This window comes from Mesorhizobium sp. ESP-6-4, from assembly GCF_020164735.1.
GTDB lineage: Bacteria > Pseudomonadota > Alphaproteobacteria > Rhizobiales > Rhizobiaceae > Mesorhizobium.
Genome location: NZ_JAIUGS010000004.1, coordinates 93,432 through 106,481, shown reverse-complemented (window position 1 = coordinate 106,481; position 13,050 = coordinate 93,432). Strand labels below are relative to the sequence as shown.

At 62.6% G+C, this 13,050-nt stretch carries 8 protein-coding genes; 2 read left to right on the top strand and 6 right to left on the bottom strand.

The genetic code is table 11. From position 1 onward, the window contains the following. Positions 1 to 16: 16 nt before the first annotated feature. The 3 genes from LB523_RS10035 to LB523_RS10025 form a co-directional block, all read right to left on the bottom strand. A complete protein-coding gene (locus tag LB523_RS10035; protein WP_224602499.1) occupies positions 17 to 691 on the bottom strand; it encodes a hypothetical protein in 675 nt (224 codons plus the stop codon). A gap of 63 nt (positions 692 to 754) precedes the next feature. Beyond that, entirely contained in the window at positions 755 to 928 is a 174-nt protein-coding gene (locus LB523_RS10030; RefSeq protein WP_224602498.1) for a hypothetical protein, read from the bottom strand. 538 nt (positions 929 to 1,466) lie between these two features. Then, a complete protein-coding gene (locus tag LB523_RS10025) occupies positions 1,467 to 5,243 on the bottom strand; it encodes a vitamin B12-dependent ribonucleotide reductase (protein WP_140841096.1) in 3,777 nt (1,258 codons plus the stop codon). Positions 5,244 to 5,955: 712 nt separating this feature from the next. On the opposite strand from LB523_RS10025, the gene gltX reads away from it, so the two are divergent. Continuing rightward, positions 5,956 to 7,329 carry a glutamate--tRNA ligase gene (gene gltX / locus LB523_RS10020; protein WP_224602497.1) on the top strand — a complete coding sequence of 458 codons (1,374 nt, stop codon included), beginning with the start codon at positions 5,956 to 5,958 and terminating at the stop codon, positions 7,327 to 7,329. Here the strand turns inward: gltX and LB523_RS10015 are convergent. The 3 genes from LB523_RS10015 to LB523_RS10005 form a co-directional block, all read right to left on the bottom strand. After that, positions 7,247 to 8,470, bottom strand: a complete 1,224-nt coding sequence (locus LB523_RS10015; protein ID WP_411966447.1) for a DUF2865 domain-containing protein — start codon at positions 8,468 to 8,470, stop codon at positions 7,247 to 7,249. The two genes, gltX and LB523_RS10015, sit on opposite strands and share 83 nt — an antisense overlap. Before the next feature lie 198 nt (positions 8,471 to 8,668). Beyond that, a complete protein-coding gene (locus LB523_RS10010) occupies positions 8,669 to 10,993 on the bottom strand; it encodes an NADP-dependent malic enzyme (protein ID WP_224602496.1) in 2,325 nt (774 codons plus the stop codon). A 162-nt stretch (positions 10,994 to 11,155) separates the two neighbouring features. Next, entirely contained in the window at positions 11,156 to 11,935 is a 780-nt protein-coding gene (locus LB523_RS10005) for an SDR family oxidoreductase (protein ID WP_224602495.1), read from the bottom strand. Between the two features lie 121 nt (positions 11,936 to 12,056). Here LB523_RS10005 and LB523_RS10000 point away from each other — a divergent pair, with 121 nt between their 5' ends. Continuing rightward, positions 12,057 to 12,887, top strand: a complete 831-nt coding sequence (locus tag LB523_RS10000; protein WP_224602492.1) for a UDP-2,3-diacylglucosamine diphosphatase — start codon at positions 12,057 to 12,059, stop codon at positions 12,885 to 12,887. Positions 12,888 to 13,050 lie beyond the last annotated feature (163 nt).

The window sequence follows — 13,050 nt, the reverse complement described above, 5'->3', positions numbered from 1 at the left end:
AACTCGAAGTCCCTCGCTAGGCGGGCTCATACTCCATCCAGAGCTTCTCCCACATCACCAGAAGAGATGAGTAGCGGCTTACAAACTCCTCCCGTTCCAGCCCACTGAAAGCCAAGTCTGAGGCGGCGAACGATTGGCCTCTTATCACGTCGAGTATCCTAAATTCGTCAGGTGGATATTCGTCCACGGATGTAATAATCGCCCAAAGCCCGAGCCGTGCTGCATCGCTACTTAATGAAGGTTCTTCTGAAAAGTATGGATAGATTATGCGATTCTTCGAACGCCCAATCGTCATAGCCAAAAGGTTTTCAACCTTGACGGTGCACTGTAGTTCGGGGAAGTCGAGTGCTCCTTTGACCGCGAGCATTTGCGACTTGGAGGCTTCGTTCGTCCAACGCCGCTTGTTGTCCCACCAATCCAGAAACCCATCCCTTAGTGCCGTGTACAGACGCTCGCGCCGGTTGTTGGTGGCGATTCGCTGTATGACCGCAAGGCGAAGGTCGTTCTCACCGTTTACGTGAGCTTTTGCGTCGTGCCAGAAGGGGGCATGAAAGTCACCTCCCTCGATTTTTGCGCCTGTTCGTTTACCGATCTCTTCACGGATATCGGCCCGAAGCATCGATACCTTCTTCGCGTCCTCGGCAAACATCAGCGTGAGGATTTTACGCAGGTGCATTTTTTTAAGTGACATCACCAATCTCCAAGAAAAATGTGTGCGAACGAAAAGGCCACCCGCAAGGGGTGGCCTCTGAGACTACTTTTCTTTGCGCACGCCTTTAAAAGGCTTGTCATCAGCCTTCTGATCCATGAACTTGCCGGTATCAGTATCCCGTTTAGTCCAGCGATCATTCTTGGGATTGTAGGTCTGGGACCGGTCGCGCACTGCGCCATTCCGGTGACCGTCACCCTTCGGGGGGTTGGTGGCCATGCTCTTTGCTCCTTTCTCCCGCATCACTTGATGCTTCGCGCTCTTGTCGCGCTTGACATCCGTTGATCACGAGAACAGCATGCCCACGCTTTAGCGAGCGAGTGAGCTTCAAGGGCGGCGGGTCCGCCTTGGCTGTTCACAGAGGCGGTGCAAGAAATTGCACCGCCTTTTTCTTGCGTTACTGAATCTCCATGATGATTTATGCTTTGCCAAGTCCCGCTGTTATCCACAGGGTGTTGTTGACGAATCGTACCTTGATTGCTATCCAACCTGCAGCCTAGAAATTGCTAGATATACGCACGCGCTCTCCTTTGTGCTACAATATCTATGCGTTTGGCCTAGTCAACGCCTCTCTCTTGAGAGCTGTGGATAAGCCGGTTATCCACAAGGCATTTTCCCTAACTTTATTGCGTCACCCATCCTGACATAAAGCGAATCATCTCCTTTGTTCGCCTCCGGGGCGACGGTTTGAACTTGGCTCCAAAGAAGAATGGCCCGATCTTACGACCGGGCCCCTCGATGTTGCGTTTTAACGCTCTCAACTGCACCCACTCGTGCTTCCACATGTGTCGCACTTCTCGCAGGTGCCGTTCCGCACCATGGTGAAGTTGTGACACTCGGAGCATTCGTTGCCGGTGTAGCCCTGGAGAAGCGATTGCTGGCGCCTTGTCGCGGCGAGCTTTTTCGCTTCGGCCGCCTCGTTGGCGGCGGCGTCGGTGAATAAAGCCTCGGCGCCGCCGGCGGCTTCGGCTTCTTCTTCCACCATATCCTCGGCCAGTTCCCTGGCGCGCTCCTCATAGTCGCGCTTGTAGGCGATAGCCTCGTCGCTTGCCGGCTTCAGCGCCAGCACGTTGGAGCCTGAGAAGGCCGTCGGCGCAGCGCGGGCAGGGGCGGTCGACGGCCCAGAGCCGCCGAAACCCTTCGGGTCTGAACCAGCAGCGGACACCAGCTTCACCGGCGAGGCGCCGCGATAGAGGCCCTTGGAGAAGGGCGTCGCCTTGCCTTCGGTGATGCCGCGGCCGAGCGCGGTCTTGTCGAAGTCCGACTGGTCGACATGGGCGAGGTCGTGGCGGCCGAGATAGGAGACCGCGAGTTCGCGGAACACGTAGTCGAGGATCGACGTCGCGTTCTTGATGGCGTCGTTGCCCTGCACCATGCCGGCCGGCTCGAACTTGGTGAAGGTGAAGGCCTCGACATACTCGTCGAGCGGCACGCCATATTGCAGGCCGAGCGAGATGGCGATGGCGAAGTTGTTCATCATCGCGCGGAAGGCGGCGCCCTCCTTGTGCATGTCGATGAAGATCTCGCCCAGGCGACCGTCGTCGAACTCGCCGGTCCTGAGATACACCTTGTGGCCGCCGACGACGGCCTTCTGGGTGTAGCCCTTGCGGCGGTTCGGCAGTTTCTCGCGGTCGCGGTAGAGCCGCTCGATGACGCGCTCGACGATCTTTTCTGTCACCTGCACGGCGCGCTGCGCGGCGGGCGCCGCGATCAGCTGTTCGACCGCCTCGTCCTCGTCCTCGTCGTCATCGACGAGCAGCGAGGCATTGAGCGGCTGCGACAGTTTGGAGCCGTCGCGATAAAGCGCGTTGGCCTTCAGCGCCAGCTTCCACGACAGCATGTAGGCGTTCTTGGCGTCCTCGACCGTCGCCTCGTTCGGCATGTTGATGGTCTTGGAGATGGCGCCCGAGATGAAAGGCTGCGCTGCCGCCATCATCAGGATGTGGCTGTTGATCGAGAGCGAGCGCTTGCCGATCTTGCCGCAGGGGCTGGCGCAATCGAACACCGGCAGATGCTCGGCCTTGAGGAAGGGCGCGCCTTCCAAGGTCATCGCACCGCAGACATGGATGTTGGCGGCGTCGATGTCCTTCTTCGAGAAGCCGAGAGCCGGCAGCATCTCGAAGGAGATGTCGCCGAGCTGCTCGTCGGTGAAGCCAAGCGTCTCCTTCACCCAGTCGGCGCCGAGCGTCCACTGGTTGAACACGAATTTGATGTCGAAGGCCGACTTCAGCGCCGCATTCAGCGCCGCGATCTTCTCATCGCTAAAACCCTTGGCCTTCAGCGAGGAGGGGTTGATGCCGGGCGCCTGGTTGAGGTTGCCGTGGCCGACCGCGTAGGCCTCGATCTCGGCGATCTGGCTCTCGGAATAGCCCAGCGTGCGCAGCGCTTCCGGCACGGCGCGGTTGATGATCTTGAAATAGCCGCCGCCGGCGAGCTTCTTGAACTTCACCAGCGCGAAGTCGGGCTCGATGCCGGTTGTGTCGCAATCCATGACGAGGCCGATCGTGCCGGTCGGCGCGATGACGGTTGCCTGCGCATTGCGGTAGCCATGCTCCTCGCCGAGCTCGATGGCGCGGTCCCATGCGGCGCGGGCATGCTCGGCCAGCGCCTGCTGCTTCAGGTCGGAGGCGACCAGCGGCACCGGGTTGACGGCGAGCTTCTCATAGCCGTCCTTGTCGCCGTAAGCGGCGCGGCGATGATTGCGCATGACGCGCAGCATGTTCTGGGCGTTGCGGTCATAGTCCGGGAAGGCGCCGAGCTCGGCGGCCATTTCGGCCGAGGTCGAGTAGGCGACGCCGGTCATGATGGCGGTGAGCGCGGCGCAGATGGCGCGGCCCTCGTCGGAGTCGTAGGGAATGCCCGAGGTCATCAGCAGGCCGCCGATATTGGCGTAGCCGAGGCCGAGCGTGCGGTATTCGTAAGAGAGCTTGGCGATCTCCTTGGACGGGAACTGCGCCATCATCACCGAGATTTCGAGCACGATGGTCCACAGCCGAACGGTGTGCTCGTAAGCGGCGATGTCGATCGTGCCGTCTTCGCGGCGGTAGGGCAAAAGGTTGATCGAGGCGAGGTTGCAGGCCGTATCGTCGAGGAACATGTATTCCGAGCACGGGTTGGAGGCCCGGATCGCACCGGCGGAGGCGCAGGTGTGCCAGTCGTTCATCGTCGTGTTGAAGTGCAGGCCCGGATCGGCGGAAGCCCAGGCGGCGTAGCCGATCTTTTCCCACAGGTCGCGCGCCTTCAGCGTCTTCAGCACCTTGCCGTCCTTGCGGGCGGTGAGCTGCCAGTCGCCATCGGCCTCGACGGCGCGCAGGAAATTGTCCTTCAGCGACACCGAATTGTTGGAGTTCTGGCCGGAGACGGTGAGATAGGCGTCCGAATCCCAGTCGGTGTCGTAGGTCTTGAACGACATCGAGGTGTAGCCCTGGCGGGCGAACTGGATGACGCGGTAGATATAGTTCTCCGGCACGGCGTCCTTCTTGGCCGCCTTGATCTCGCGCTTCAGCGCGGTGTTCAGCGCCGGGTCGAAGCAGTCGTCGCCATGGCCTTCGCAATTGACGCAGGCCTTCATGATGGCTTCGAGATGCTTCTTGACGATCTTGGAACCGGTCACCAGCGAGGCGACCTTCTGCTCCTCATTGACCTTCCAGTCGATGAAGTCCTCGATATCCGGGTGGTCGGCGTCGACGATGACCATTTTCGCCGCGCGGCGCGTCGTGCCGCCCGACTTGATGGCGCCCGCCGCGCGGTCGCCGATCTTGAGGAAGCTCATCAGGCCGGACGAGCGGCCGCCGCCGGAAAGCTTTTCGCCCTCACCGCGCAGCATCGAGAAGTTCGAGCCGGTGCCGGAGCCGTATTTGAACAGGCGCGCCTCGCGCACCCACAGGTCCATGATGCCGCCCTCGTTGACGAGGTCGTCCTGCACGCCCTGGATGAAGCAGGCATGCGGCTGCGGGTGCTCGTAGGAGGACTTCGACTTGGTCAGCTTGCCGGTGAAGGGGTCGACATAGAAGTGGCCCTGGCTCGGGCCGTCAATGCCATAGGCCCAGTGCAGGCCGGTGTTGAACCATTGCGGCGAGTTCGGCGCGACGCGCTGGGTGGCGAGCATATAGGCGAGCTCGTCGCGGAAGGCGCGCGCGTCATCCTCGGATTTGAAGTAGCCGCCCTTGTATCCCCAGTAGGTCCATGTGCCGGCGAGGCGATCGAAAACCTGGCGGGCGTCGGTTTCCGAACCATAGCGCTCGGCCTCGGGCAGCTTGGCGAGCTCGGCCTCGTCGGCAACCGAACGCCACAGAAAGGAGGGGACGTCGTTCTCCTCGACCTTCTTCAGGCGCGCCGGCACGCCGGCCTTGCGGAAATACTTTTGGGCCAGGATGTCGGCTGCGACCTGGCTGAACTGCGCCGGCACATCGATATTGTCCAGGCGGAACACCACCGAGCCGTCGGGATTCTTGATCTCCGACAAAGCCTTGCGGAATTCGATCTCCGCATAGGCAGACTGATCTGGCTTGGTGAAGCGACGCTCGATGCGCATTGGTCCCGTTCCTTTGTGTCTATATATAGCGCCTTTCCCAAGGGATTGCCTGCCCCACATGGCGAAAAGCGCAGTCCGCCGTTTGCCGGCATCGCGGGCGACGCCGACACTCTCCTCGTCGCGGGCGCCACCATGCAGACAAGCAAACGCCTTTCCAGGCGCTTACCCAGGTTGCCGGCCGACCCGCGGGTCCCTCGAACTGAAACTTTTTGTCGATTCCCTCCGGAGAGGGAGGTTCACACTATCTAGCGTCGAGCCTGCCTGCAAACACTAAATATAGTGTTAACAGAACATTTTTTCCAGGCCGACAATTCTCCCTTTCGCCACCCAAGCCCTAACGATCCCAACGCTTCCGCCGGCCTCGTGAACAGGCGGAAATCCGGGCAAAACGCACAAAATCCGGGAAAAAAGACCGGCCTCAGAACTCTCCGGTCGCGCCCGCTACAGGAGCGCATGGCCTATAAAAAGCGACTCGTTCCGACCCGTCAAGGATTCGTTTGCGTAGCCTTTATGACCCCAACATGTTGTGTGTCACATATGTGGATAACGGGGACATAAGAAGCCCGGCTTTGCAGGCGCTTGACGCGGCGACCGGCCAAGCCGGAAGCCGTGTCGGGCCGATGGCTTTTCATTTTAGCTGGCTTGCACTATCTGTTGCGTTCACGCGGGGGCGCGCCTTGTCAACACCAAAAGCATCCGCTACGCCCCGCTCATGACAGTTACCGTACGTTTTGCCCCATCGCCGACCGGCCGCATCCATATCGGCAATGCGCGCACCGCGCTGTTCAACTGGCTTTTCGCCATGAACAACAAAGGCCGTTTCATCCAGCGCTTCGACGACACCGACATTGCCCGCTCGACGCAGGAATACGCCGATTCCATCCTTTACGACCTGCATTGGCTGGGCATCTTCCCGGATGTCACCGAATACCAGTCGCGCCGCTTCGAGATTTATGACGCGGCGGTCGAGCGGCTGAAGGCGACGCGGGTGCTTTACGCCTGCTACGAGACGCCGGAAGAGCTCGACCTGCGCCGCAAGGTGCGCCGCACGCGCGGCCTGCCGCCGGTCTATGGCCGCGAAGCGCTGACGCTGACGCCGGAGCAGGTGGCGGAGTACCAGTCGGATGGCCGCCGGCCGCATTGGCGTTTCCTGCTGCCCAACTACACCAACGACCCGCTGCAGCCGGAGCGCACCGAGGTGCGCTGGAACGACCTGGTGCGCGGCGAGGAGACGGTCGACCTCGCCTCGCTGTCGGATCCTGTCCTGGTGCGCGAGGACGGCACCTATCTCTACACGCTGCCCTCGGTGGTCGACGACATCGAGATGGGTGTCAGCCATGTCATCCGCGGCGACGACCATGTCACCAATACCGGCGTGCAGATCGCCATCTTCAAGGCGCTGGGCGCCGAGCCGCCGATCTTCGGCCACCACAATTTGCTCACCACAGTGTCGGGCGAGGGGTTGTCGAAGCGCACCGGCGCGCTGTCGATCGAAAGCCTGCGCGAGGACGGCATCGAGCCGATGGCCGTCGCTTCGCTGGCGGTGCTTGTCGGCACGTCGGAAAATGTCACCGCAGCGCATGATCTCAACGAGCTCGCCGGCCATTTTGACCCGGCTGCGACGTCCAAGTCCGCCTCCAAATTCGACCCGGACGAGCTCTTCGTGCTCAACCGCACGCTGATGCATCGCATGTCGTTCGAGGAAGCGCGCGACCGGCTGATGGTGCTGGGCATTTCCGGCGACAAGGCCGAGCCGTTCTGGATGGCGGTGCGCGGCAATCTCGACCGCCTGTCGGACGCGGTCGCTTGGTGGCGTATCCTGAGCGAGGGTCCGCAGGAGCCGGCGGAATTTTCCGGCGAAGACCGCGATTTCCTCAATCAGGCGTTCGACGTTCTCCCCGAGGAGCCGTGGAACGGCACGGTGTGGAAGGACTGGACCGGCAAGATCAAGGAAGCCACCGGGCGCAAGGGCAAGCCGTTGTTCATGCCGCTGAGGCTGGCCCTTACCGGGCGGACTTCGGGGCCGGAGCTTTCAGATCTATTGCCGCTGATGGGTCGGGAAGGAACGCTGGCCCGACGACCCTGACCTTGCGCTGATCGGGCGGCAGCGCCGAGACCGGCGACACCGGCACTTTGGTGGTCAGCCGCCTGATCGCATCAAGGTCGAGCCCGCCTTCGGCATTGGCGAGCGTTTCCGGATCGGCGCCCGGATCGGGCTTGGACGCCGGCATCGGTATGAAGCGCGCTGCCTCGCCGTTCGGCTGCGATTGTTCAGGATCAGGCGGGTTGCCGCCGATGATCGTGAAATTGCCGGCCTGCGCATTGCAGCCGCAGGTGGGCGGGCGCGTGTAATTGGCCTGTTTGTAGAGATAGGCGGTCGGCAGCTCGCTGTAGGGTTGACCTGTCGCCGACGAGGTCATCGAGCCAGAGTCGTCGTCCATTCTGCGCGAATAGAAGACCTGCATCTCGGTACCTGGGCAGCTCGACTCGCAATTCTTCTGGTCGCGCTCGAAGTCACCGATGGAAGCGGCATTCGACATCGGGAAGAAATAGCCGTCGCAGGTGCGCACGCACATCGTGTGGAACTCGCCGCCCAGCCGGGGCAGGTCCATGCCGTCCGGCTGGTTGATGACGCGGCGGATGTTGCGCACGCTCGGATCATCGGGCGGCACCTCCGCCGAGTCCGGGATATCGGGGGCATCGGGTGTTTCGAGCTGCTGGTCCTGGCGGCCGAAAAGCTGCTCGAACAGATTGCCGCCGCCATTGTCGCGTGCCGCCTCCCGAAGCGGCGCGCGGCGCGGCGCGATCTCGTCGTCGCGGCAGCCATTGGCATCGAGCGCCGCCAGGATGCGGCTGCGGTCGCGCCGCGTGCCGCCGGCGGCCAGCCGTTCGCGCTTGGCCTGCAAGGTGTCGAGATTAGCGTTCATGCGCTCTATCGAGGCGTTGATCGCGGCGCATTGGCTGACATTGCGCGAAAACAGCGTGAAGCCGCAACCGGCGTCGCTTGCCCGGCCGCGGGCCTTGGCAAGCTGCTCGCGCTGCCTGGCGATCGCGTCGTCATATTTGCGGACGAGACCCGGCCCTCCGCCGCCACCGCGCGTCGCGGCGAGTTCGGCTTCGAGTTGCCGGCATATGCGAGAAGCTGCCTGGGTTTCAGCGGCGGCGACAGCTGAGCCTGCAAGCGCTGCAAGCAGCGTCGCAAGATGCATCAGCTTCAGCCCCTTCATTCTCGTGGAATCCCGATTGCCCGTGCCGGAAGGCTACCGCGTTCGTGGTTAACTGTTCGCTATGCGTTTCACCGTTTCACGGAAACGGCGAAACGCCCTATTTCTTTGTTTTACGCAATTCCAGACGGAAAACCGCTCACACTTTTCCTGGAATTGCTCTGTCTGCAACCCGGCACAATTGCGCTTTGTCGCGCCACCTCAGTTCAAGTCGACGAGCGCCTGCGCCTTATGCGCCGCCTCGACTACCGCAAGCGCGGTCATGTTGACGACGCCGCGCGAGGTTACGGACGGCGTCAATATGTGCGCGGGCTTGTCGGTGCCGAGCAGAATCGGTCCGACATGCAGCGCGTCCATCATGGCGCGCAAAGCCGTCAGCGTGATGTTGGCCGAATCGAGGTTCGGGAAGACCAGCAGATTGGCTTCGCCTTTCAGCCGCGAATGCGGGTAGACGCGCTGGCGCAGATGTTCTGAAAGAGCGGAGTCGGCATGCATCTCGCCATCGCACTGGAGTTCCGGGGCGATGCGAGCCAGGATCGCCGCGGCCTGGCGCATCTTCAGCGCGCCGGGTGAATCGCGTGAGCCGAAATCCGAATGCGACAGAAGCGCTGCCTTCGGCTCGATGCCGAAGCGCTGGATTTCCTCGGCCGCGAGCACAGTCATTTCGGCGATCTCTTCCGCTGTGGGATCGACCGAGACATGCGTGTCGGTGAGGAAGATGATGCCGCGCTGCGAGATCAGCATCGACAATGTCGACAGGTCGCGGTCCTTGATGCCGGCGCGAGGCCCGATGATCAGCGTGACATTGCGCAGATGCCGCTCGAAGCGGCCTTCGAGCCCGCAAACCATGGCATCCGCGTCGCCGCGCTTCAGCGCAAGAGCGGCGATCACCGTATTGTTGGTACGCACCATGGTGCGGGCGGCTTCCGTCGTGATACCGCGGCGGCCGGCAAGCTCGATCAGGAGGTCGACATAGTGCCGGTAACGCGGATCGTCTTCCGGGTTTATCAGGCCGAAATCGACGCCGGGCCGGATGCGCAGGCCGTAACGCTTCAGGCGGACCTCCACGACATGCGGACGGCCGATCAGGATCGGCTCGGCGATGCCTTCCTCCAGCACCACCTGCGCGGCACGCAGCACACGCTCGTCCTCGCCGTCGGCATAGATGACGCGCTTGGCGCTCGAGGCTTTGGCAGAGGAGAACACCGGCTTCATTACCAGGCCGGAGCGGAAGACGAAGCGGTTGAGCTTGTCGATATAGGCGGCGAAATCGGCGATCGGCCGCGTCGCGACGCCGGTGTCGCAGGCAGCCTTCGCCACCGCCGGCGCAATGCGCAGGATCAGGCGCGGATCGAAGGGCGAGGGGATCAGGAAATCGGGGCCGAACATCGGCGTCTCGCCGGAATAGGCGCGCGCCGCGACATCGGAAGGCTCCTCGCGGGCAAGGGCGGCGATCGCCCGCACCGCCGCCATCTTCATCTCTTCGTTGATGGCGCTGGCGCCGCAATCTAGCGCGCCGCGGAAGATGTAAGGAAAGCACAGCACATTGTTGACTTGATTGGGAAAATCCGAGCGCCCGGTGCAGATCATGGCGTCCGGCCGCGCGGCGCGTGCCACTTCCGGCATGATCTCGGGATTGGGGTTGGCCAAGGCCAGGATCAGCGGTTTCGGCGCCATGTGCTGCAAAAGCTCCGGCTTCAGCACGCCGGCGGCGGAAAGGCCGAGAAAGACGTCGGCGCCGGAGATGACGTCGGCCAGCGTGCGCGCCTCGGTATCCTTCACATAGGGATCTTTCCAGCGATCCATCTCTTCGACGCGACCCTTATGGGCGACGCCGAAACGGTCGGTGACCCAGATGTTTTCCACCTTGGCGCCGAGCGAGACCAAAAGGTTGAGGCAGGCAAGTGCTGCCGCCCCCGCGCCGGACGTGACAATCTTGATGTCGGAAATCGTCTTGCCGGCCAGTTCCAGCCCGTTGAGCACCGCGGCGGCGACGATGATCGCGGTGCCGTGCTGGTCGTCGTGAAAGACCGGAATGCCCATGCGGGCCTTCAGCCGCTCTTCGACCTCGAAACATTCAGGCGCCTTGATGTCCTCGAGGTTGATGCCGCCGAAGGTCGGCTCGAGCGCCGCCACCGTCTCGACCATCCGCTCGATCTCGGGCGCGTCGATCTCGATATCGAAGACGTCGATGCCGGCGAACTTCTTGAACAGCACCGCCTTGCCTTCCATGACCGGCTTCGAGGCGAGCGGACCGATATTGCCGAGCCCCAGCACGGCGGAGCCGTTGGAGACGACGCCGACGAGGTTGGCGCGGCCGGTGTAGTCGGCGGCGGTGGCGGGATCGTCGCGGATCTCGAGGCAGGGCGCGGCCACGCCCGGCGAATAGGCAAGCGCCAGGTCGCGCTGGTTGCCGAGCGGCTTCGTCGCCTGGATCTCGAGCTTTCCCGGCGTTGGGTGCTTGTGAAAGAAGAGGGCGGCCTCGTCGAGGTCCGACCGGGCCGTTTTCTTGTTCTCGCCGTCCATTGCGGCCCCTCCCTGCGATACTGGTTTGGAGCCTTTTAGCATGTGTCGACGATTTCGCGACGCCAAAATCTCGGGCTCCGGCCTTCACAATGCCGGAGCGGAAATAATCAAACGATTCCAGTCGGTTGGCTCAGGAGCCTCAGGCTTATTGATTGGCGGCGGTCAGAACGCGCTGACGTAGAGGCCGCCGTCGACCGGGATGTTCTGGCCGGTGAGATAGCCGGCATGGACCGAGCACAGGAAGGCGCAGATCTGGCCGAATTCCTCCGGCGTGCCGAGACGTTTTGCCGGCACGTCGGCGCTGATGCGGGCCTTGCGCGCGGCTGCTGCGGCCGGGTCTTCCGGAGTGCCGGCCTCATGCGGGCCGCGCAGCCGGTCGGTGTCGAGCTTGCCAGGCAGCAGGCTGTTGATGGTGACGTTGCGGTCGATGACCGTGCGCGCCACGCCGGCGAGGAACGAGGTCAGGCCGGCGCGCGCGCCGGACGACAGGTCGAGACCGGGGATCGGAACATAGACCGACAGCGAGGTGATGTTGACGATGCGGCCGAAGCCGCGCTTGGCCATGCCGTCGATCACCGCCTGGATGAGCTCGATCGGCGTGACCATGTTCTGCGTCACACCCTCGAGGATCTTGGTGCGGTCGAGCTCGCGAAAATCGCGCAGCGGCGGGCCGCCATTGTTGTTGACCAGAATGTCGGGATCAGGGCAGGCGGCGAGCATCGCTTTCTGCACCTCGGGCTTCGACACGTCGCCGGCGACTTCGATAACATCGACGCCGAACCGGTCGCGGATCTCCTTGGCGGTCTTGGCCACGAGTTCGGCGTTGCGGCCGTTGACGACCAGATCGACGCCGGCTTCGGCAAGCGCCATCGCGCAGCCTCGCCCCAGTCCCTTGCTCGAGGCGCAGACGATGGCCTTCTTGCCGCGAATGCCGAGATCCATGACGTTTTTCTCCTGATTGTGTCGCGCGCAAGCTAGCGCCTGGGCTGGACCAACCGCAACCGTCATACGGTTGTTGCATGAATCGGGGCATAGGCACGCGAAAGCAAAGGGTGAAATCGTGATGTCAGACCCAGAGCCCCACACTTTCCGCGCGCTATTCATTTCCGACGTGCATCTCGGCTCGAAAGCGGCCAAGGCCGATTTCCTGATCGACTTCCTGCGTCATCACGATGCCGAGATCATCTATCTGGTTGGCGATATCGTCGACGGCTGGCGGCTGCGGCGCAACTGGCATTGGCCGCAGAGCCACAATGACGTGGTGCAGAAGCTGCTGCGTAAGGCGCGCAAGGGGGCCTCGATCACCTATATTGCCGGCAATCACGACGAATTCGCCCGCCAGTTCCAGGGCGTGCATTTCGGCGGCATCGTCGTCGCCGACCGCGCCATCCACGAGACCGCCGACGGCCGGCGCCTGCTGGTCATCCATGGCGACCAGTTCGACACGGTGGTGCACAACCAGCGCTGGCTGGCCTATCTCGGCGACTATGCCTATGACGCGGCGATGCTGGTCAACCGTGTCGTGACCAAGCTGCGCCACCTGCTCGGCCTGCCTTACTGGTCGTTCTCGTCATGGGCCAAGGTCAAGGTGAAGAAGGCGGTGAACTTCATCGGCTCGTTCCAGACCGTGCTTTCGGAGGAGGCGCGGCGCTCGCATGTCGACGGCGTGATCTGCGGCCACATCCATCACGCGGCAATCGAGAACTACGGCGATGTGCAGTACATCAACACCGGCGACTGGGTGGAAAGCTGCACGGCGGTGGTCGAGCACTTCGACGGCCGCATGGAAATCCTGACCTGGGCGCATGTGCTGCCTGAGGCGTCGGTCGGCAATGAAGCGCTGGTGCCGATCGATATCATCGACCTCAAGGGCAGGGCGGCTCAGGCGGCTTGAGCCCGGCCACGTTTCCCCGGTTCAGCCTGCTGCCTTCGCGCTCGCGCAGCGCTCGCTCGAAGGCCCCGTCCTTCAACAGCCTAGCTCTCGATCGATTGGTCCAGCCGGTTCCGTCGCGCTTTGCCGCATGTTAGGGATCGAGAGACGTTGCACGGGAATCGAA